Origin of the sequence: Variovorax sp. PBL-H6 (assembly GCF_901827155.1) — a bacterium.
GTDB lineage: Bacteria > Pseudomonadota > Gammaproteobacteria > Burkholderiales > Burkholderiaceae_C > Variovorax.
Window position 1 is genome coordinate 2,548,738 of the sequence record NZ_LR594659.1, and the last position, 21,461, is coordinate 2,570,198.

General features: G+C 65.5%; 21 protein-coding genes. 17 read left to right on the top strand and 4 right to left on the bottom strand.

Features of this window, described 5'->3' with window-relative positions:
- The first annotated feature begins 1 nt into the window (after position 1).
- The 14 genes from G3W89_RS12105 to G3W89_RS12170 are packed head-to-tail and all read left to right on the top strand — an operon-like array spanning position 2 to position 14,343.
- Positions 2-1,255, top strand: coding sequence for an NADH-quinone oxidoreductase subunit D (locus G3W89_RS12105; RefSeq protein ID WP_162574310.1), 1,254 nt, complete (start codon positions 2-4; stop codon positions 1,253-1,255).
- An 8-nt stretch (positions 1,256-1,263) separates the two neighbouring features.
- On the top strand, positions 1,264-1,794 hold the full coding sequence (gene nuoE, locus G3W89_RS12110; protein ID WP_162574311.1) for an NADH-quinone oxidoreductase subunit NuoE: 531 nt from the start codon (positions 1,264-1,266) through the stop codon (positions 1,792-1,794).
- Positions 1,791-3,134: an NADH-quinone oxidoreductase subunit NuoF gene (gene nuoF, locus G3W89_RS12115; protein WP_162574312.1), complete on the top strand. Its 1,344-nt coding sequence runs from the start codon at positions 1,791-1,793 to the stop codon at positions 3,132-3,134. Before nuoE ends, nuoF begins: the two co-directional genes overlap by 4 nt.
- Before the next feature lie 15 nt (positions 3,135-3,149).
- Positions 3,150-5,306 (top strand): NADH-quinone oxidoreductase subunit NuoG, encoded by a 2,157-nt coding sequence (nuoG, locus tag G3W89_RS12120; protein ID WP_162574313.1) that lies wholly within the window; start codon positions 3,150-3,152, stop codon positions 5,304-5,306.
- On the top strand, positions 5,303-6,379 hold the full coding sequence (gene nuoH / locus G3W89_RS12125; RefSeq protein WP_162574314.1) for an NADH-quinone oxidoreductase subunit NuoH: 1,077 nt from the start codon (positions 5,303-5,305) through the stop codon (positions 6,377-6,379). Before nuoG ends, nuoH begins: the two co-directional genes overlap by 4 nt.
- An 11-nt stretch (positions 6,380-6,390) precedes the next feature.
- On the top strand, positions 6,391-6,936 hold the full coding sequence (gene nuoI, locus G3W89_RS12130) for an NADH-quinone oxidoreductase subunit NuoI (protein WP_162574315.1): 546 nt from the start codon (positions 6,391-6,393) through the stop codon (positions 6,934-6,936).
- Positions 6,937-6,973: 37 nt separating this feature from the next.
- A complete protein-coding gene (locus G3W89_RS12135; protein ID WP_162574316.1) occupies positions 6,974-7,621 on the top strand; it encodes an NADH-quinone oxidoreductase subunit J in 648 nt (215 codons plus the stop codon).
- Positions 7,618-7,926, top strand: a complete 309-nt coding sequence (gene nuoK, locus G3W89_RS12140) for an NADH-quinone oxidoreductase subunit NuoK (RefSeq protein ID WP_028248920.1) — start codon at positions 7,618-7,620, stop codon at positions 7,924-7,926. Before G3W89_RS12135 ends, nuoK begins: the two co-directional genes overlap by 4 nt.
- 11 nt (positions 7,927-7,937) lie before the next feature.
- Positions 7,938-9,971 (top strand): NADH-quinone oxidoreductase subunit L, encoded by a 2,034-nt coding sequence (gene nuoL, locus G3W89_RS12145; protein WP_162574317.1) that lies wholly within the window; start codon positions 7,938-7,940, stop codon positions 9,969-9,971.
- A 24-nt stretch (positions 9,972-9,995) separates the two neighbouring features.
- Positions 9,996-11,474, top strand: coding sequence for an NADH-quinone oxidoreductase subunit M (locus G3W89_RS12150; RefSeq protein ID WP_162574318.1), 1,479 nt, complete (start codon positions 9,996-9,998; stop codon positions 11,472-11,474).
- A 24-nt stretch (positions 11,475-11,498) separates the two neighbouring features.
- Entirely contained in the window at positions 11,499-12,986 is a 1,488-nt protein-coding gene (nuoN, locus tag G3W89_RS12155; protein WP_162574319.1) for an NADH-quinone oxidoreductase subunit NuoN, read from the top strand.
- Between the two features lie 4 nt (positions 12,987-12,990).
- Positions 12,991-13,296, top strand: a complete 306-nt coding sequence (locus tag G3W89_RS12160; RefSeq protein ID WP_162574320.1) for a DUF2818 family protein — start codon at positions 12,991-12,993, stop codon at positions 13,294-13,296.
- Position 13,297: 1 nt separating this feature from the next.
- Positions 13,298-13,891, top strand: a complete 594-nt coding sequence (locus tag G3W89_RS12165; RefSeq protein ID WP_162574321.1) for an NUDIX domain-containing protein — start codon at positions 13,298-13,300, stop codon at positions 13,889-13,891.
- Between the two features lie 8 nt (positions 13,892-13,899).
- Positions 13,900-14,343, top strand: coding sequence for a DUF1178 family protein (locus tag G3W89_RS12170; RefSeq protein WP_162574322.1), 444 nt, complete (start codon positions 13,900-13,902; stop codon positions 14,341-14,343).
- Here the strand turns inward: G3W89_RS12170 and G3W89_RS12175 are convergent.
- Complete coding sequence (locus G3W89_RS12175) at positions 14,324-15,277, bottom strand: LysR family transcriptional regulator (RefSeq protein WP_162574323.1); 954 nt, start codon at positions 15,275-15,277, stop codon at positions 14,324-14,326. The two genes, G3W89_RS12170 and G3W89_RS12175, sit on opposite strands and share 20 nt — an antisense overlap.
- A gap of 128 nt (positions 15,278-15,405) precedes the next feature.
- Here G3W89_RS12175 and G3W89_RS12180 point away from each other — a divergent pair, with 128 nt between their 5' ends.
- Genes G3W89_RS12180 through G3W89_RS12190 form a run of 3 tightly spaced genes read left to right on the top strand, consistent with a single transcriptional unit; the run spans position 15,406 to position 18,412 of the window.
- Complete coding sequence (locus G3W89_RS12180) at positions 15,406-16,527, top strand: TauD/TfdA family dioxygenase (protein ID WP_162574324.1); 1,122 nt, start codon at positions 15,406-15,408, stop codon at positions 16,525-16,527.
- Between the two features lie 42 nt (positions 16,528-16,569).
- Positions 16,570-17,535: a Bug family tripartite tricarboxylate transporter substrate binding protein gene (locus tag G3W89_RS12185; protein WP_162574325.1), complete on the top strand. Its 966-nt coding sequence runs from the start codon at positions 16,570-16,572 to the stop codon at positions 17,533-17,535.
- Positions 17,536-17,539: 4 nt separating this feature from the next.
- Complete coding sequence (locus tag G3W89_RS12190) at positions 17,540-18,412, top strand: isocitrate lyase/PEP mutase family protein (protein WP_162574326.1); 873 nt, start codon at positions 17,540-17,542, stop codon at positions 18,410-18,412.
- Positions 18,413-18,453: 41 nt separating this feature from the next.
- Here G3W89_RS12190 and G3W89_RS12195 read toward each other — a convergent pair whose 3' ends face one another.
- The 3 genes from G3W89_RS12195 to G3W89_RS12205 form a co-directional block, all read right to left on the bottom strand.
- Positions 18,454-19,278, bottom strand: coding sequence for a putative hydro-lyase (locus G3W89_RS12195; protein ID WP_162574327.1), 825 nt, complete (start codon positions 19,276-19,278; stop codon positions 18,454-18,456).
- A gap of 10 nt (positions 19,279-19,288) precedes the next feature.
- On the bottom strand, positions 19,289-20,101 hold the full coding sequence (locus tag G3W89_RS12200; protein ID WP_162574328.1) for an HpcH/HpaI aldolase family protein: 813 nt from the start codon (positions 20,099-20,101) through the stop codon (positions 19,289-19,291).
- Positions 20,102-20,205: 104 nt separating this feature from the next.
- Positions 20,206-21,177, bottom strand: coding sequence for a Bug family tripartite tricarboxylate transporter substrate binding protein (locus G3W89_RS12205; RefSeq protein ID WP_162574329.1), 972 nt, complete (start codon positions 21,175-21,177; stop codon positions 20,206-20,208).
- Positions 21,178-21,461: the final 284 nt, after the last annotated feature.

A 21,461-nucleotide genomic window follows, 5' to 3' on the forward strand; every position in this document is an offset into this window, starting at 1 on the left:
TATGGCCGACATCAAGAACTACACGCTCAACTTCGGACCCCAGCATCCTGCGGCGCACGGCGTGTTGCGCCTGGTGCTCGAGCTCGACGGCGAGGTGATCCAGCGCGCCGATCCGCACATCGGCCTGCTGCATCGCGCGACGGAGAAACTCGCAGAGACCCGTACCTATATTCAGTCGCTGCCCTACATGGACCGGCTGGATTACGTCTCGATGATGTGCAACGAGCACGCCTACTGCCTCGCCATCGAGCGGATGCTGGGCCTCGAGGTGCCTGTGCGCGCGCAGTACATCCGCGTGATGTTCGCCGAGATCACGCGCTTGCTGAACCATTTGTTGTGGCTGGGTGCGCACGGCCTGGACTGCGGTGCGATGAACATGCTCATCTACTGCTTCCGCGAGCGCGAGGACCTGTTCGATCTGTACGAGGCAGTGTCCGGTGCCCGCATGCACGCGGCCTACTTCCGGCCGGGTGGCGTCTACCGCGACCTGCCGGACGCGATGCCGCAGTACAAGATCAGCAAGATCAAGAACGCGAAGGCGATCGAGAAGCTCAACGAAAACCGCCAGGGTTCGATGCTCGACTTCGTCGACGACTTCTGCAAACGCTTTCCGAAAATGGTCGACGAGTACGAAACGCTGCTCACCGACAACCGCATCTGGAAGCAGCGCACCGTCGGCATCGGCGTCGTCACCCCCGAGCGCGCCCTCAACCTGGGCTTCACCGGCCCAATGCTGCGGGGCTCGGGCGTCGAGTGGGACTTGCGCAAGAAGCAGCCCTACGACGTCTACGACAAGATGGAATTCGACGTGCCGGTCGGCAAGACCGGGGACTGCTATGACCGCTACCTCGTACGGGTCGAGGAAATGCGCCAGGCCAATCGGATCATCCAGCAGTGCTCGGCGTGGCTGCGCACCAACCCCGGCCCGGTGATCACCGACAACCACAAGGTGGCAGCCCCCGCGCGTGAATCGATGAAGGCGAACATGGAGGAGCTGATCCACCATTTCAAGCTCTTCACCGAAGGCTTCCATGTGCCAGAGGGCGAGGCCTATGCGGCCGTCGAGCACCCCAAGGGCGAGTTCGGCATCTATCTCGTGAGCGATGGGGCCAACAAGCCCTACCGCCTGAAGATCCGTGCGCCAGGTTTTCCGCACCTGGCAGCGCTTGACGAGATGTCGCGCGGCCACATGATCGCCGATGCGGTCGCGGTGATCGGCACCATGGACATTGTCTTCGGCGAAATCGACAGGTGAGCGAACCAATGACTTCCGACACCACCCACAGCACTCAGGCGCCTCTGTCCGACGCCACGCTGGCGCTTTTCGCACGCGAGGTCGCCAAGTACCCGGCTTCCGGCAAGCAGTCGGCCGTCATGGCCTTGCTCACGATCGTGCAGAAGGAAGACGGCTACGTCAGCATGCAGCGCGAGCGCGAAATCGCCGCTTACCTCGGCATGGCACCGATTGCCGTGCGTGAGGTCACGACCTTCTACAACATGTACAACCAGCAGCCGGTGGGCAAGTTCAAGCTCAACGTCTGCACCAACCTGCCGTGCCAGCTGCGCGACGGAGCGGTCGCGTTGGCGCACCTCGAGAAGAAGCTGGGCATCAAGATGGGCGAGACCACCGCCGACGGCATGTTCACCCTCCAGCAGAGCGAGTGCCTCGGCGCCTGCGCCGATTCCCCCGTGATGCTGGTCAACGACCGCACCATGTGCAGTTTCATGAGCAACGAAAAGCTCGATCAATTGGTCGACGGCCTTCGCGGCGCAAAGACGGAGGGCGCGCAATGATGACGCCCGAGCAAGTGCTTTCGCAGTTCCAGGCCACCGGCGTCCAGACCTGCTTCCATGATCGCCACATCGAGCCCCAGATCTATGCCGGTCTCGACGGCACCAACTGGCGGCTGGCAGACTACGAAGCGCGTGGCGGCTACAAGGCGCTTCGCAAGATCCTCGGCGAGGGCCTCACGCCGGAGCAGGTGATCGCCGAAGTCAAGGCCTCGGGCCTGCGCGGCCGCGGCGGCGCGGGCTTTCCGACCGGCCTTAAGTGGAGCTTCATGCCTCGGCAGTTTCCCGGGCAGAAGTACCTGGTCTGCAACTCGGACGAGGGCGAGCCCGGCACCTGCAAGGACCGCGACATCCTGCAGTTCAACCCGCACATCGTGATCGAGGGCATGGCCATCGCGGCGTACGCGATGGGCATCAGCGTGGGCTACAACTACATCCATGGCGAGATCTTCCAGACCTACGAGCGCTTCGAAGAGGCGCTGGAAGAGGCGAGGGCGGCCGGGTTCCTGGGCGACAACATCCTGGGCAGCAGCTTCAGCTTCCAGCTGCACGCGTCGCACGGCTTCGGCGCCTACATCTGCGGCGAAGAGACGGCGCTGCTGGAATCGCTCGAAGGCAAGAAGGGCCAGCCGCGCTTCAAGCCGCCGTTCCCGGCCAGCTTCGGTCTCTACGGCAAGCCGACCACCATCAACAACACCGAGACCTTCGCGGCGGTGCCATGGATCATCGTGAACGGCGGCCCTGCCTATCTGGAGTGCGGCAAGCCCAATAACGGCGGCACCAAGATCTACTCCGTCAGCGGTGACGTCGAGCTGCCCGGCAACTACGAAGTGCCGATGGGCACGCCTTTCGCGAAGCTGCTCGAGCTCGCGGGCGGCGTGCGCAAGGGCCGCCAACTCAAGGCGGTGATCCCGGGTGGTTCTTCGGCGCCGGTGCTGCCGGCCTCCATCATGATGGAGTGCACGATGGACTACGACTCCATTGCCAAGGCCGGCTCCATGCTGGGCTCGGGCGCGGTGATCGTCATGGACGACAGCCGCTCCATGGTCGAGTCGCTCAAGCGACTTTCCTACTTCTACATGCATGAGTCCTGCGGCCAGTGCACGCCTTGCCGCGAGGGCACGGGCTGGCTCTGGCGCGTGGTGGACCGTATCCACAACGGGTTTGGCAAGCCCAGCGACATGGACCTGCTGAACTCGGTTGCCGACAACATCCAGGGGCGCACCATCTGTGCGTTGGGCGACGCCGCCGCGATGCCGGTGCGCGCCATGATCAAGCATTTCCGGCACGAGTTCGAAGCCTTGATTCCCGGCTATGTGCCCACGGCACCGATCAAGGCCTGAGCGAGAAAACAAGACATGGTTGAAATCGAACTCGACGGCAAGAAGGTCGAAGTGACCGAAGGCAGCATGGTGATGCATGCGGCTGACAAGGCAGGCACCTACATCCCGCACTTCTGCTATCACAAGAAGCTCAGCATCGCGGCCAATTGCCGCATGTGCCTGGTCGACGTCGAAAAGGCGCCCAAGCCGATGCCTGCCTGCGCAACGCCGGTGACGCAGGGCATGATCGTGCGCACCAAGAGCGACAAGGCCATCAAGGCCCAGCAGTCGGTCATGGAGTTCCTGCTGATCAATCACCCGCTCGACTGCCCGATCTGCGACCAGGGCGGAGAGTGCCAGCTGCAGGACCTGGCCGTGGGCTACGGCGGTTCTTCCTCGCGCTACGAGGAAGAGAAGCGCGTCGTCTTCCACAAGGACGTGGGTCCGCTCATCAGCATGGAAGAGATGAGCCGTTGCATCCACTGCACCCGCTGCGTACGCTTCGGCCAGGAAGTGGCCGGCGTGATGGAGCTCGGCATGACCCAGCGCGGCGAGCATTCCGAGATCGAGACCTTCCTCGGAGATTCGGTCGATTCCGAGCTGTCGGGCAACATGATCGACCTGTGCCCGGTCGGTGCGCTCACCAGCAAGCCCTTCCGCTACAGCGCGCGCACCTGGGAGCTGTCGCGCCGCAAGTCCGTAAGCCCGCACGATTCGACGGGTGCCAACCTGATCGTGCAGGTCAAGAACAACCGCGTGATGCGCGTGGTGCCGCTCGAGAACGAAGACGTCAACGAGTGCTGGATCGCGGATCGCGACCGCTTCTCGTACGAGGCACTGAACGGGTCCGAGCGCCTCACGCAGCCCATGCTGAAACAGGGTGGCCAATGGCAGCCCGTCGACTGGCAGACTGCGCTCGAATACGTGGCCAACGGCCTAAAGCAGATCAAGGCAGACCATGGCGCGCACAGCATCGGTACGCTGGCGAGCCCGCACAGCACGCTGGAAGAGCTGCACCTGGCCAAGCTGCTCATGCAGGGCCTGGGCAGCGCCAATATCGATCACCGCCTGCGCCATGCCGAGTTCCGCGCCTTCGAGGGCGTGCGATGGCTGGGCACCTCGATCGCCTCGCTATCGCAATTGCAGCGCGTTCTGGTGGTCGGCAGCAACCTGCGCAAGGATCATCCGCTTTTCGCGCAGCGCATTCGCCAGGCCTTGCGCAAGGGTGGGGTGCTCAGCGCGCTCACGTCGCCAGAGCTACTGTCTGACGATGAAGCCTGGGCCATGTCGGTTGCAAATGCCGTGCGCGTGCCGGCGCACGACTGGATCGACTGGCTCGCCGAGATTGCTGGCGCGATCGCTGCGACAACTGGCGCGGCCGCCCCGATCGACCGCTCTTCCGAACCCGGCGACCAGGCCAAGGCGATCGCTGCCTCGCTGCTCGGAGGCGAGCGCAAGGCCATCCTGCTCGGCAATGCCGCTGCCCACCACGCCGACGCCAGCGCACTGCTGGCACTCGCCAACTGGATCGGCGCCCAGACGGGCGCGAGCGTCGGCTATCTGACCGAGGCCGCCAACACGGTCGGCGCCCAGCTCGTCGGCGCGTTGCCAATGGACGCCGGGCTGAACGCGGGCGCGATGCTGTCGGGTGCGCTCAAGGCCGTGCTGCTGCTCAACACCGAGCCGGTGTTCGACTCGGCGGCCGGCGTCAGTGCTCGCGATGCGCTGACGCATGCCCAGATGGTCGTGACCTTGAGCCCCTTCAAGGCCAATCTCGAATTCAGCGACGTCCTGCTCCCGATCGCGCCCTTCAGCGAAACGCCCGGCAGCTTCGTCAATGCCGAAGGTCGCGTGCAGGGCTTCCATGCCGTGGTGAAGCCGCTGGGCGAGACACGCCCTGCCTGGAAAGTGCTGCGCGTGCTCGCCAACCTGCTGGGCCTGCCGGGCTTCTCTTTCGAGTCGGTGGCCGAGGTACAGGCCGACATCGGCCTGGGCTCCGGCTTGCTGACGGCCGACAGGCTGAGCAACGCCACCGCGGCGCGCCTTGACGGCGAACGGACCACGCCGGCCGCGGCACCGGTCGTCGCCTCGATCTACCAGCTCGATTCGATCGTGCGCCGTGCGCCCTCGCTCCAGCTCACCGCCGATGCACGCGCCCCGCACGTCGACGATGCGCAGGAGGTGCTCGCATGATCGACAGCCTTCATGGCTTCGGCCTCGGCCTGGTCGCGGCCCCATGGTGGACCGCCGTCGCCTGGCCGGTGATCTGGACGCTGATCAAGATCGTCGTCGTCGTGTTGCCGTTGATGGGCGCCGTGGCCTATCTCACGTTGTGGGAACGAAAGGCCATCGGTTTCACCCAGATCCGCGTGGGCCCGAACCGCATCGGTCCGCTGGGCCTGCTGCAACCCATCGCCGATGCGCTCAAGCTGCTGACCAAGGAAATCATCCTTCCCACGGTCGCCAACAAGGGGCTGTTCCTGTTGGGGCCGATCATGACCATCATGCCGGCGCTCGCCGCCTGGGCCGTGATCCCTTTCGGCCCCGAGGTCGCGCTGGCCAACATCAACGCCGGCCTGCTCTTCGTCATGGCCATTACCTCTCTCGAGGTCTACGGCGTGATCATTGCTGGCTGGGCGTCGAATTCCAAGTACGCCTTCCTGGGCGCGCTGCGCGCCTCGGCGCAGATGGTGAGCTACGAGATCGCAATGGGCTTCTGCTTCGTGGTCGTGCTGATGGTGTCCGCCAGTCTCAACATGACCGACATCGTGATGGGGCAGGGCAAGGGCCACTTCGCCTCGATGGGCATCGGTTTCCTGTCATGGAACTGGCTGTCGCTGCTGCCGATCTTCGTCGTCTACTTCATCTCGGGCCTGGCCGAGACCAACCGCCATCCCTTCGACGTGGTGGAAGGCGAATCGGAAATCGTCGCCGGACACATGATCGAGTACTCGGGCATGAGCTTCGCCATGTTCTTCCTGGCCGAGTACGCCAACATGTGGCTGGTCTCCATTCTGTGCGCCGTGCTGTTCCTCGGCGGGTGGCTGCCTCCTTTCGATTTCCTGGGCTTCATCCCCGGCTGGATCTGGCTCGGCCTCAAGACCTTCGTCGTGGTCACCATGTTCCTGTGGGTCCGCTCGACCTTCCCGCGCTTCCGCTATGACCAGATCATGCGTCTGGGCTGGAAGATCTTCATCCCGGTCACGCTGGTGTGGCTGGTGGTGGTCGGCGCCTGGATGCAGACCCCGTTCAATATCTGGAAATAACTGGAATCGCCATGGCTGCGAGCACTGCACGCGCGCTTGCGCGCTCATCATCGAACACGAAGGCGTCGGCCTTCTCGCTCAAGGACTTCCTGTCCAGCTTCATGCTGGTCGAACTGTTCAAGGGCCTGGCCGTCACGGGCAAGTACGCCTTCGCACGCAAAATCACGGTGCAGTTCCCGGAAGAGAAGACGCCGCTCAGCCCGCGATTTCGCGGCCTTCACGCGCTGCGCCGCTACGAGAACGGCGAGGAGCGCTGCATCGCCTGCAAGCTCTGCGAGGCCGTGTGCCCGGCGCTCGCCATCACCATCGAGTCGGACGTGCGCGATGACGGCTCACGCCGCACCACGCGCTACGACATCGACCTGACCAAGTGCATCTTTTGCGGCTTCTGCGAGGAGAGTTGCCCGGTCGACTCCATCGTCGAGACACACATCCTGGAATACCACGGCGAGAAACGGGGCGACCTGTACTTCACCAAGGACATGCTGCTGGCCGTGGGCGACCGCTACGAAAAAGAAATTGCCGCCAACAAGGCGGCCGACGCCAAGTACCGCTGAGCGGACTCGGCCCGACAACAAATAACGAAACCGATCCATGGACGTCAAGACCGGTCTGTTCTACCTGTTCGCCGCGGTGCTGCTGTTCGCGGCCTTCCGCGTCATCACCTCACGCAATCCTGTGTATGCGGCGCTCTACCTGGTGCTCGCCTTCTTCCAGGCCTCTGCCATCTGGCTGCTGCTGCGTGCCGAATTTCTCGCCATCTCGCTGGTGCTGGTCTACGTGGGCGCGGTGATGGTGCTGTTCCTGTTCGTGGTGATGATGCTCGACATCAACGTCGACGCATTGCGGCAGGGCTTCTGGAAGCATTTCCCGCTCGCCGCGGGAGTGGGGGCGCTCATCGCGCTGGAGATGGCGGCAGTGCTGATGGGCGGCTTCCGCCTTGCCGAGCCGCGCCGTCCGATGGCCACCGGCCCGGACTCCTCCAACACTTTGGAGCTCGGCAAGCTGCTCTACTCCGAATACCTCTTCCCGCTGGAGATCGCGGCCGTCATCCTGCTCGTGGCCATCGTCGCAGCCATTGCACTCACGCTGCGCACGCGCAAGGACAGCAAGTACGTGAACCCCGCCGACCAGGTGCGCGTGAAGGCGCGCGACCGCGTGCGCATCGTGCAGATGCCGGTGACGCAGGCCGCGCAACCCGTGGCCGAAAAAGCGCCTGCAGCCGGGGAGACCAAGGCATGACCCTTACGCTCGGACACTTCCTCTCGCTCGGTGCGATGCTCTTCGCGTTGTCGGTGATCGGCATCTTCCTGAACCGGAAGAACCTGATCGTTCTCTTGATGTGCATCGAGCTGATGCTGCTCGCCGTCAACATGAACTTCGTCGCCTTCTCGTACTTCCTGGGCGACATGCACGGCCAGATCTTCGTGTTCTTCATCCTGACGGTGGCCGCAGCGGAATCCGCAATCGGGCTGGCGCTGCTGGTGCTGCTGTTCCGCAACAAGTCGAACATCAACGTCGACGAACTCAACGCGCTCAAGGGTTAAAGGGCAATCACATGAGCGCAACACTCTCTGCCTCCGCGCTGCTCGCGGTTCCCCTGGCGCCGCTCGTCGGCTCATTGCTGGCCGGGCTGTTCGGCACCAAGTTCGGTGGCAACCGCTTCGGCCGCCGTGCTTCGCACTCTCTGACCATCCTCGGCGTCTTCGTGGCCTTCGTCATCTCGGCCATGACGCTCAAGAGCGTGGTCGCCGACGGCGCCCGTTTCAACGCCACGATCTACGAATGGATGGTGGTCGGCGGCCTCAGGATGGAAGTCGGCTTCCTGGTCGACGGCCTGACGGCCATGATGATGTGCGTCGTCACCTTCGTCTCGCTCATGGTGCACATCTACACCATCGGCTACATGGAGGAGGACGAGGGCTACAACCGCTTCTTTGCCTACATATCGCTCTTCACCTTCTCCATGCTGATGCTGGTGATGAGCAACAACATGCTCCAGTTGTTCTTCGGCTGGGAAGCCGTGGGCCTGGTGTCTTACTTGCTGATCGGCTTCTGGTACAACAAGCCGAGCGCCATCTTCGCCAACCTCAAGGCCTTCCTGGTCAACCGCGTGGGTGACTTCGGCTTCATCCTCGGCATCGGCCTGATTGCCGCATACGCCGGCACGCTGAACTACGGCGAGGCCTTCGCCAAGGCGAATGAACTGGCCACACTGGGCTTCCCCGGAACCGACTGGATGCTGATCACCGTGATCTGCATCTGCCTGTTCATCGGCGCGATGGGCAAGAGCGCCCAGTTCCCGCTGCACGTGTGGCTGCCGGACTCGATGGAAGGCCCCACTCCCATCTCTGCGCTGATCCACGCGGCGACCATGGTCACCGCCGGCATCTTCATGGTGGCGCGCATGTCGCCGCTGTTCGAGCTGAGCGATACGGCCCTCTCCTTCGTGCTGGTGATCGGCGCGATCACGGCGATCTTCATGGGCTTTCTCGGCATCATCCAGAACGACATCAAGCGCGTGGTGGCCTATTCCACGCTCTCCCAGTTGGGCTACATGACGGTCGCCCTGGGCGCCTCGGCGTACTCGGTCGCGGTGTTCCACCTGATGACGCACGCCTTCTTCAAGGCGTTGCTGTTCCTCGGCGCCGGTTCGGTGATCATCGGCATGCACCACAACCAGGACATCCGCTGGATGGGCGGCGTGCGCAAGTACATGCCTATCACCTGGATCACCTCGCTGCTCGGTTCGCTGGCGCTGATCGGCATGCCATTCTTCGCGGGCTTCTACTCGAAGGACAGCATCATCGAAGCGGTGCACGAGAGCCATCTGTGGGGCGCCAGCTTCGCGTATTGGGCCGTGCTCGCAGGCGTGTTCGTGACGGCCTTCTATTCGTTCCGCATGTACTTCCTCGTCTTCCACGGCAAGGAGCGCTACGACCAGAATCCGGATGCGCATCACCATGAGCCCGATGCCGAGCCCGATCATGGCCACCATGACGATCACGCCAAGCCGCACGAGTCGCCCTGGGTGGTCTGGCTGCCGCTGGTGCTGCTGGCCATCCCATCGGTGGTGATCGGCTACATGACGATCGATCCGATGCTCTACGGCGAGTTCTTCAAGGACGCGATCTTCGTCGACGCCAACAAGCATCACGCGATGAAGGAACTGGCCGAGGCCTTCCATGGCCCCATGGCCATGGGCCTGCACGGTCTGACCGCCGCACCGTTCTGGCTGGCGTTGGCCGGCGTGGTGCTGGCCTGGTACATGTACCTGGTCAATCCGGCGCTGCCCGAGGCGATCAAGCGCGCCTTCGGCCCGGTCTACCGGCTGCTGGAAAACAAGTACTACATGGACTGGATCAACGAGAACCTCATCGCGCGCGGCACGCGCGCCCTGGGCACCGGCCTCTGGAAGGGCGGCGACCAGGGGATCATCGATGGGGCCATCGTCGACGGCTCCTGGAAGGCGATAGGCCGCATCGCCGGCGTCATCCGCTGGATGCAGTCGGGCTACATCTATCACTACGCATTCGCGATGCTCCTGGGCATCTTCATCCTCATGACGTATTTCGTCTGGTTCAACAGATAAGCGCGCCGCTGGAGAAAAACAAAAATGGGTCTGTTGAGCCTTGCCATCTGGGTGCCTATCGTCTTTGGCGCCGTACTGCTCGCCATTGGTCGTGAGCAGCACGCGAGCATCGTGCGCTGGATCGCGCTGGTCGGTTCGATCGTCAGCTTCCTGGCCACCGTTCCGCTCTACACGCGTTTCCAGAACGGCACCGCCGCGATGCAGTTCGTCGAGAAGGGCAGCTGGATCGAGCGCTTCAACGTCAACTACCACGTCGGCCTTGACGGCCTGTCGCTGTGGCTGGTGTTGCTGACGGCCTTCATCACCGTCATCGTGGTGATCTCGGCCTGGGAAGTGATCACCGAGCGCGTCAACCAGTACATGGGCGCCTTCCTGATTCTTTCGGGGCTCATGATCGGTACCTTCTCGGCGCTCGACGGCGTGCTGTTCTACTCGTTCTTCGAGGCGACGCTGATCCCGATGTACCTGATCATTGGTATCTGGGGCGGCCCGAAGAAGATCTACGCTGCATTCAAGTTCTTCATCTACACGCTGCTCGGCTCGCTCCTGATGCTGGTCGCGCTGATCTATCTCTACAACCGTTCTGGCGGGAGCTTCGACATCCTGAGCTGGCACAAGCTGCCGCTGACGGCCAGGGAGCAGACCTTCCTGTTCTTCGCCTTCTTCGCGGCGTTTGCGGTCAAGGTGCCGATGTGGCCGGTCCACACCTGGCTGCCCGACGTCCACGTCGAGGCGCCCACCGGCGGCTCGGCGGTGCTGGCGGCGATCATGCTGAAGCTAGGGGCCTACGGCTTCCTGCGCTTTTCGATGCCGATCGCGCCCGACGCCGCCCACGAATGGGCCTGGCTCATGATCGCGCTGTCGCTGGTCGCGGTGATCTACGTCGGTCTCGTGGCGCTGGTCCAGGAAGACATGAAGAAACTGGTGGCCTATTCGTCGGTGGCCCACATGGGCTTCGTCACGCTGGGTTTCTTCATCTTCAACGAGATCGGGATCTCGGGCGGCATCGTCCAGATGATCGCGCACGGCTTTGTCTCGGGCGCCATGTTCCTGTGCATCGGCGTGCTGTACGACCGCGTGCATTCGCGTCAGATCGCCGACTACGGCGGCGTCGTCAACACCATGCCCAAGTTCGCGGCCTTCGCCTTGCTGTTCGCGATGGCCAATTGCGGCCTGCCCGCGACCGCAGGCTTCGTCGGCGAATGGATGGTGATCATCGGCGCGGTCAAGGCCAACTTCTGGCTGGGCCTGGGCGCGGCCACGGCGCTGATCTTCGGCGCGGCCTACACGCTGTGGATGTACAAGCGCGTCTACCTGGGTCCAGTGGGCAACGATCACGTCAAGGAACTGGGCGACATCAACGCCCGCGAGTTCCTCATGCTGGCGCTGCTCGCGATCGCAGTGCTGTGGATGGGCCTGTATCCCAAGCCCTTCACCGACGCGACCAATGCCTCCGTGAGCGAGCTGATGCGCCACGTGCAGACGTCCAAGATTCCGGGCTGAGTAACCAGGCCCTGAGAGAACGAGATGATTGACAAACTCAGCTGGATGACGATCTACCCCGAGCTGGTGCTGCTGGTCATGACCTGCATCATCGCGCTGGTGGATCTGTCCACGACCGACACCCACCGCACGCGCACCTACGTGCTGACACTGCTCACGCTGGCCGTGGTTGCCGTCCTCACCGGCCTGCAGGCCACCGACGCCGCGACCCACTACGGCTTCGGCGGCATGGTCGTGAGCGACCCCATGGGCAACTGGCTCAAGTGCTTTGCCTCGCTCGCATTGATGGTCACGCTCGTCTATGGGCGGCCGTATGCGGCCGACCGTGGCATGTTGCGTGGCGGCGAGCTCTTCACCATGAGCATGTTCTCGCTGCTGGGCATCTTCGTGATGATCTCGGGCGGCAACTTCCTGGTGATCTATCTCGGCCTGGAGCTGCTCACGCTGTCGAGTTATGCGCTGGTCGCCCTGCGGCGCGACAACGCGGTGGCCAGCGAGGCCGCGATGAAGTACTTCGTCCTCGGCGCCATGGCCAGCGGCTTCCTGCTCTACGGCCTGTCGATGATGTACGGAGCCACCGGCTCGCTCGACACCACCGAGGTTTTCAAGGCCATCGCCAGCCGCAAGGTCAACCACCAGGTGCTGGTCTTCGGGCTGGTGTTCATCGTGGCCGGCCTGGCCTTCAAGGTCGGCGCGGCGCCGTTCCACATGTGGGTGCCTGACGTCTACCAGGGCGCGCCCACTGCTGTCACCCTGATGATCGGCGCCGCGCCCGAGCTCGCGGCCTTCGCCATCATCATCCGCCTGCTCGTGGAGGGGCTGCTGCCGCTGGCCATCGACTGGCAGCAGATGCTCGCGATGCTTGCTATTTCCTCGCTGCTGGTGGGCAATCTGGCAGCCATTGCGCAGACCAATCTCAAGCGCATGCTGGCCTACTCGACGATCTCGCAGATGGGCTTCATGCTGCTGGGCATGGTCGCGGGCGTGGTCAACAACAGCACCTACAACGCCCAGTTCGCCTACAGCGCCGCGATGTTCTACATCGTGACCTACGTGCTGACCACGCTGGCCAGCTTCGGCATCATCCTGCTGCTGGCGCGCGAGGGCTTCGAGAGCGAGGAGATCACCGATCTGGCCGGTCTCAACCAGCGCAGTCCGCTCTACGCCGGCGTGATGGCCATCGCCATGTTCTCGCTGGCGGGCATCCCGCCGCTGGTCGGGTTCTATGCCAAGCTGGCGGTGCTGCAGGCGCTGATCGCATCGGGCCAGGGCCTGTACATCGCGCTGGCGGTGTTCGCGGTCGTGATGTCCCTGGTCGGCGCCTTCTATTACATCCGCGTGGTCAAGGTCATGTACTTCGACGCTCCGGTGACGGCAAGCACGGTCTCGGCGCCGCGCGAGGTGCGCGCAGTGCTGGCGCTGAATGGCGCGCTGATCCTGATCCTGGGCATCTTGCCCGGCGGCCTGATGGCGCTCTGCGCCAAGGCCATCGTCGCCACGCTGGCCGGCTGAGGCCGTGTCGCAGGGGGCGTCCGTCTGGGTGGTGCTGCTGGTCGCGCTTCTTGCGGCCAACCTGCCCTTCCTGAACGAGCGCCTGCTCGGCGTGGTGCCGCTCGCGGGGCGCGCCAAATCGCTGGCCCTCCGAGTGGGCGAGCTGGTGATCCTCTATTTCGCGGCCGGCGGCATCGGCCTCCTTTTCGAGCGCCGCGCGGGCCAGATCGCGCCGCAGGGCTGGGAGTTCTACGCGGTAACGGCAGCGCTGTTCATCGTGCTCGCCTTCCCGGGCTTCACGTGGCGCTACCTCCTCAAGCACCGGAAATGACATGGACGACGCGCATCTGAAGGAAGAGGGCATGGCCAGCGAGCAGCTCTTCAAGGGCAACTTCCTGCATGCCAAGCGCGACACCGTGCGCCTGCCCGACGGCAAGAGCGCGACCCGCGAGTACATCGTCCATCCCGGCGCGGTGGTGGTGGTGCCGTTGCTCGACGATGGTCGCGTGGCAATGGTGCGCCAGTACCGCTATCCGATCGACCGGGTGATGACCGAGTTTCCGGCCGGCAAGCTCGACCCCGGCGAGGACCCGTTGTTCTGCGGCCAGCGCGAGCTGCAGGAGGAAACGGGCTATACGGCCCGCGAGTGGGCCCATGCCGGCGCCATGCACCTGGCAGTGGCCTATTCGACCGAGATCATCCACATCTACTTTGCGCGCGGTCTCACGGGGGGCAGCCAGCAGCTCGATCACGAGGAGTTCGTCGAGGCGACCACGGCCACGCCGGCGCAATTGCTGGACTGGTGCCGCGACGGCACCGTCTCGGATGCCAAGACCCTGACCTGCACGCTCTGGCTGCAGAACGTCCTGTCCGGCGCGTGGGTGCTCGACTGGCAAAGCAATGCTGCGCCGTCGGGCCGCGGATAATCCGCCCAATGAAGGTCCTCAATCTCCGATGCGCGCACGGTCACGGCTTCGAAGGCTGGTTTGCATCCAATGACGACTTCGAGACGCAGCTCGCCGGCGGCCTCGTGTCCTGCCCGATGTGCGGCGACACGGCCATCACCAAGCTGCTCACTGCGCCCCGCCTGAACCTCGGCAGCGCCAAGCCGCCCGCCGACGCCGCCCCGGTGCCGGTTGTCGCGCAGAACGACTCGCCCGAGGGGCGCCTGATGCGCGCGGTGCGCGAATTGATGGCCAAGACCGAAGACGTCGGCGACCGCTTCGCCGCCGAGGCGCGCAAGATGCACTACGGCGAGGCCGAGGAGCGCGGCATCCGCGGCAAGGCCACGCCCGAGGAGGCCCGCGACCTGGTCGAGGAGGGCATTTCCGTTTTCTCTCTCCCGCTGCCGCCCGCGCTCAAGGAAACGCTTCAGTAGGCGTCGCGACCGGCTGGATCGCCAGCTTGGCCTCGACCAGGGCCGCCCGCAGCGCCTCGGTCCAGGCCTGGTGCAGCCGGTCGTTCACGTCGCCGGAGCGCCGAACGGCGCAGATGTCGAAGTAGGGGGCTTGCTTGCCCAAGGCCATTACCCGCACCGGGTACTGCTCGAAGAGCGCACGGTTGAGCACCTGCAGCACCGAGAAGCCCAGCCCCGCATGCACCATCGCGACGATCGCGGCCGCGCCTTCGAGCTCCATCAGGCTACGCTTCTGCGGCACCAACCCGCGCACGAAGCGCGTGGCCATCGCCCCTGTGGTGGTCGCGCGGTTGTAGCGAATCCAGTCGAGCGAGCGCATCAGTTCCACCAGCCGTGCGCGTTCACGCGCAGCCGTCAACGGCCGGGCGTGGGCCGGTTCGCTCTGCGGCGGGGCAATGAAGACCAGCTCGCAGCGGATCAGCGGCGTCCATTCAAGTCCGCTGGGCGCCCCGCTCGCCGGGCGCGCAACCAGGGCCGTGTCGAGCTGGCCGGCACGCACCGCCTCGGTCAGTTCCATGCTCGTGCCGCGCCGAAGCGCAATGTGCAGGCCGGGATAGAAGCGCCTGGTGTGGGTGATCGCAGGCGGCAGCAACAGCGGCTGCAGCAGTTCGATCATGCCGATCTTGAGGTGGCCCGCCACGCCCGTTGGCGTGCGGTGGCGCAAACCCTGAAGCGCGTCGAGCGCGGGTCGCATGGTGCCCACCAGCTCCAGCGCGGCCGGTGTCACGCGCACCTGCTGCCCCGAGCGGTCGAAAAGCGGCCGCCCCAGGTACTGCTCGAGCTGCTTCATCTGCATGCTGACCGCGCTGGGCGTGAGGTGCATGGCTTGCGCTGCGGCAGCGAAACTGCCGCCCCGGACCACCGCGTCGAGGGTATGGAACGCTTCGATCTTCATCAGGATTTTTGATGCAAGTCGACAAATATAGTCACTTTTTCTTGCGGTCGGTGTTCCCTAGACTTCATGCCATGCCCGCGTGCTTGCCGCACCGGATGACCGATTGCAACTTGCCACGGAGAGCTGACATGAACACCCCCGACACAGGCTGGCGCGCCCACGAGGCCGCTGCCGACACGAGCTGGATCCAACGACTGAGCCCGGAAGCCGTCGCCGGCTTCGACGCTGCGCTCGCTCACGCCAGGCGCGCCGGCAAGCCGCTGGTGGAAATGACGCAGGACGACTTCCCGCTGCCGCAGGCCTCGGTCGATGCGCTGCAGGCCGCATTGGCCTGCACCCAGGGCCACTGGGGCATGTGCCAGCTCAAGGGCTTTCCCGTGGACCGCTGGAGCGAGGAAGATTGCCGCGTCGCCTACTGGGGCCTGGGCTTGCATCTGGGCGTGGCGCGCACCCAGAACAAGGCGAGCGACATCCTCAACGACGTGCGCGATGCCGGCGGCAGCTACAAGGTGACCAACGGCCGTGGCTACAACACCAACGCGCAGCTCGATTTCCATTGCGACTCCTGCGACGTGGTCGCGCTGCTGTGCCGCCGCACGGCCAAGGAGGGCGGCGCCAGCAAGATCGTCAGCTCGAAGGCGCTGGTGGCCGAGTTCGCGCGCCGCCGGCCCGACCTGGTGGAGACGCTTCGCGGCGTCTTCCACTACAGCTACCAGGGCGCGCAGGACCCGTCGCAGCCGCCGTACTACGCCATCCCGCTGCTCGGCCGTGCGGACGCGCCGTTCGCCTTCCGCATCAACCGCAAGAACGTCAATGCCGCGCAGCGCGACTTCCCCGAAGTCCCGCGCCTGAGCACCCGGCAGGTCGAAGCACTGGACTTGATCGACACCCTGCTCGAAGACCCCGCGCTGCTCTTTTCCATGTGGTTCGAGCAGGGCGACCTGCAGTTGCTCAACAACTACACCGTGGTTCACTCGCGCACAAGCTTCGTCGATCACGAGGAACCCGACCAAAGGCGCCACCTGCTGCGGCTGTGGCTTGCGGTGCCCTGCGCCCAGCAACTGCCGCCGGACTGGGCGCCGTATTACGGCGACGACCGCGCCGGCTCGGTGCGCGGTGGCCTGCGCGGCAGCAACCGCACCCAGGCCTTCGAGGAGTTCGAGATCCGGCAGGCCAAGCGCATGAATATGCAGCGCAAGCCTTTCGTGCCACCCGAGGTACCCCAAGGTGCTGCTGCCGAGACAGCCTGAGCGCACTTGCCACTACCCTACAGAGAGACACCGGAGACACCGATGAAACGACGACATTTCCTGAGCCTCGCCGCGCCCTTGGGCCTCGGCGCACTGCACCTGGACGGCTGGGCCCAAGGCCCTTCGCAGGCCATGCGCATACAGGTCGGCGCCACACCGGGTGGCGGCACCGACATCGTCGGGCGCGCGCTCGCACAGGCCATGGAAGCGGAACTGCACCGGACGGTGATCGTGGAGAACAAGCCCGGCGCTGGCGGCAACATCGCCGCCTCCACCGTCGCACAGGCCGTCGGAGACCCCAACCTGCTGCTGCTGGCCTACACCAGCCACGCCATCAACCCGGCCATCGGGATCAAGCAGAACTTCGATCCGCTGCGGGACTTCACGCCCTTGAGCCTGATCGCCACCTCGCCGCTGCTGCTGGTCTGCCATCCCGATCTGCCGGTCAAGAACACGGCGGAACTCATCGCCTACGCCCGCCGCAACCCCGGCAAGCTCAGCGTTGCAGGCGCGGGACTGGGCAGCGCGAGCCAGCTCTCGGGCGAGATGCTGAAGGCCCAGGCCAAGCTCGACATCGTGAGCGTGCCCTACAAGGGCGCGGCGCCCGCCGTGCAGGACCTGCTGGGCGGCCAGGTACAGCTGATGCTGTCTAATGTCGCGACGGTGCGGCCCTTCCTGGAAAGCAAGAAGCTCAAGGCGCTCGGCGTGAGCACCAAGGAACGCCTGGCCGCGTATCCCGAGGCCGCGCCGATGGACGAGGTGCTTCCAGGTTTCGACTACCGCACCTGGTACGGCGTGCTCGCACCTGCCAAGCTGAAGGCCGAAGATGCAAAGATGCTCGAGCAGGTCGCGATCAAGGCCGGCCGCTCCGAGGCGGTGAAGCAGCGCCTGGCCCATGATGGGCTGGAGTCCGTGGGCAGCACGAGCGCGCAGTTCAAGGCCTTCATCGCTGCCGAACTCAAGCGCTGGGCCGCGGTGGCCAAGGCCACTGGCGTTCGCGTGAGTTGACCGCATGACGCACAAGCCTTCGCTCAAGGCGCGGCTGCGCGCCGGCGGGCCGGTTCTCGCACCCGGCGTCTATGACCCGTTCTCTGCGCTCGTCGCGACGCAGTCCGGCTTCGACGCCCTCTACCTGTCGGGCGCCGCCGTGGCCTACACCTCGCATGGACGCTCGGACGTCGGATTGACCACGGCCACCGAAACGGCCGACGTGCTCGGCCGCATCACCGACCGGGTCGACACCCCGGTCATCGTGGACGGCGACACCGGCTACGGCAACGCGCTCAACACCCAGCGCACCGTGCGTCTGTTCGAGCGTGCCGGCGCCGCGGCCATCCAGCTGGAGGACCAGGGCTTTCCGAAGCGCTGCGGCCACCTGGACGACAAGTCGGTCATCCCGCAGGCCGAGATGTGCGGCAAGCTCAAGGCAGCACTCGATGCGAGGACCCGAGACGACACCTTGATCATCGCCCGCACCGACGCGGTCGCCATCGAGGGCCTCGACGCCGCCCTGGTGCGCGCCGAGGCCTACCTCGCCTGCGGCGTCGACGTGCTCTTCATCGAGGCGTTGCGCAGCCCGGCGGACATGCAGCGCGCCTGCCGCCAGTTCGACGGCCGTGCGGCGCTTCTGGCCAACATGGTCGAAGGCGGAAAGACACCGCTGCAGTCGGCGGGCGAACTGGGCGAGATGGGCTTCCGCATCGTCATCTTCCCGGGCGGCGTGGTGCGCTTCCTCGGCGCCCAGATGAAGCGCTACTTCGATTCGCTGCACGCCAACGGCAGCACCAACGCGATGCGGGCCGAGATGCTCGACTTCGACGGCCTCAATGCCGTGATCGGCACGCCCGAACTGCTGGCGCTCGGCAAGCGCTACCAGCAGGGCTGAAGCACGCTCGAAGGGGCCCGCGGCCCTTCGAGCCCTGGCCGCTACAGGCCGGTGCGATGCGCGCTGACGCGCAGGTCCGTCGCAAACAGGTGCCCTGTGGCATGCGTGATCATCTCCGGCACGCCCGACGCGACCGCGATCGCCTGCGGCGTGACGCCGCAGCCCCACCACACCGGCACCTCATCCGGTCCGACCTCGTTGACCTTCCCGCTGTGGATCTTCGCCATGTCGGGAATCCCGATCTCCGCGCCATCGCCCACATGCACCGGCGAGCCGTGGGCGATCGGGTACTGCGAGGTGATCTCGATCGCACGCACCAGCAGCGTCTTCGGAATCGGCCGCATGCTCACGATCATGTTGCCGTGGAACATGCCGGCCGGCTGGCAGGCAATGCCGCTTTCGTAGACCGCGATGCGGCCGGTGCCGCTCTGCAGGTGGCGCAGTTCGATGCCGCCGTCGAGCATCGCCTGGTCGAAGGACACGCTGCAGCCCATCAGGAAACCCACGTGGTCCTTGCGCCACAGCGCGCGCAGGTCACGTACTTCCTCGGCAAGCTTGCCGTCGCGGAACACGCGGTAGCGCGACACGTCGGTGCGCAGGTCGCCCCCCGGCGTCGACTGCCGCGGCACCGGGTCCCCGGGTTCGAGCACCTCCACCAGCGGACAGGGCTTGGGGTTGCGCAGGCAGAAGCGCAGGAAGTCGAAGGCGTGGCGCTCGGGCACGATCGCCACGTTGGTCTGGATGTAGCCGCGCGCCATGCCCACCGTCGGGCCGTCCCAGCGGCCCTCGCGGATCGCCTCGCGCACCCGCTTGGGATGCGCGTCGCGCAGCTGGTCGCGGTCCTGTATCTGTGCTGTTGTCTGCATCGTGGATGTCTCAGGTCTGAGGAGGAGGGCGGCGCTGCGCCAGGGCCGCGAAGAAGGCCGAGCGTTCGCGCGCTCGGTTGACGAGCATGCTCAGGTCGTTCTCGGTCAACACCACCTGGGCACCGAGCGCGAGCACGGCCTCCCATTGCGCATCGCGCCCGACGCCGCCCACGCCGAAGCCTTTGCCGTGCGCGCGCGCCGCCGATGCGATGCGCTCGAGCGCGCCCACGTAGCGCGGATGGTCGTACCCACCGGGCAGGCCCATGTCGAAAACCAGGTCGCTGCTGCCGACGAAGAGCACGTCCGCACCGGGCACGGCCGCGATGTCCTCGACGGCCTCGACGGCGGCTTCGCTCTCGATCATCAGCATGGTCACCGACTCTTCATTGAAGCGCCTGCTCGCCTCGGCCAGCGGAATGCCGTAGCCGAACTGCGGAATCGATCCCGGCACGGAAAGCGTGCCCTGCGGCGGGTACTTGGCCGCGCGGCTCGCACGGCGCGCCTCGTCGGTGGAGTTGACGTGCGGTACCACCACGCCGAGTGCGCCGTTCGTGAGCCAGCTGGCGATCTCGGCCTCGTCGTTGCGGCGCACCCGCGCAAAGGGCAGCAGCCCGGCGCGCAGCGCGCCGAGCGCCATGTCGTAGCCGAGGTGCGGCGTCATCGGGCTGTGCTCGTTGTCCAGCATGAGCCAGCTGTAGCCGCAATCCCTGAGGATGGCGCCGATCTCCGGCGTGCGCGAGTGCCGCACGTTGCAGCCGAGCAGCAGCTCGCCGCGTGCCAGGCGCGCCTTGAAGGCCATGCCGACGCCGGGGTGGCCGGCCATCGAGGGCGCGGGCAGCGCCGCAGTCGCAGACGGTGTTGCAGACGCAGACGCAGACGCAGACGCAGACGCAGACGCAGACGCTGTTGCTGCCGATGTTCCCGCCTTCATTGCGCCTCGATCTTCGCGTCGTCGATGATGCGCTTGTAGCGCGCGGTGTCCTCCACGACCCGCGTGCGAAGCCCCTCGGGCGTGGTGGTGACGACGTCCATGCCCAGGCCGCGCAGCCGCTCCGTCACGGCAGGCTCGTGCAGGATCTTCACCACCTCCTTGTTGAGCCGGTCGACGATCGGCCTGGGCGTCCCTGCCGGCGCGAAGAGCGCATACCAGGTGTCCAGCACCAACGGCGGGAAGCCGGCCTCGGCCATGGTGGGAATCTCGGGCGCCACGCTGCTGCGTGTCGCGGTGGTCACCGCCAGTGCGCGCAGCTGCCCGGCCTGCACCGCGGGCAGGGCGGAGGCCATGTTGTCGAAGCTCATGGGCACGTGGCCCGCGATCAGGTCGGTGCGCAGCGGCCCGCTTCCCTTGTAGGGGATGTGGACCAGGTTGAGCCCCGTGAGCTTCTTGAAGCGCTCGCCGGCCAGGTGACCCCCGCCGCCCGTGCTGGCGGAGCCGAAGCTCACGCCGTCCTTCTGGTCGGCGATGTACTTCAGCAGCGATGGGCCGTCGGTGGCCGGCACCTTGGGGTTGACCACCAGCAGCAGCGGCGCGGCCGCCACCATGGTGATGGGCTCGAAGTCCTTCACCGGATCGTGGCGCGTTTCCTTGAACAGCAGGTTGTTGGTGCCGTGCGTGCTCTGCGTGCCCATCACCAGCGTGTAGCCGTCGGCCGGCTGCGTGGCCACGTAGTACGCGCCGATGTTGCCGGCCGCACCACCCTTCGATTCGACCACCACCGGCTGACCCAGGGCCTGCGCCAGCCGGTCGCTGATCACGCGCGAAACGATCTCGACGCTGCCACCGGGCGGGTAGGGCACGATGATCCGGATCGGCTTGTCCGGGTAGGCGGCGCCGGCCGCGCCGGCGATGCAGAAAAGTGCGGCGGCGACGCATCGCCTGAACAACAGGTTCGGATACACGGATGAAACTCCTCGGGGGGCTGGGCTGACCGGTCCTGATGCCTGTCGCGCGCCATGCAGAACCACTGCGGCACATGGTAGGAACGTGTGCCCACGCGCTGAATTCACATCCTCCGGGGGCAACGTTCAGCCTGCCTGAACGCTGCCGGGCCGAGCAGGGGCTCAGCGCCATTCAGCGCCATTGAACGGCCCGTTATCGAACGGCGAATGGTCAGCGCCGCGAGCGCTCGACATACTTGCCTCCATGTACCACTCGTCCTTTGCCTCGAGCGAAGGCATCACCT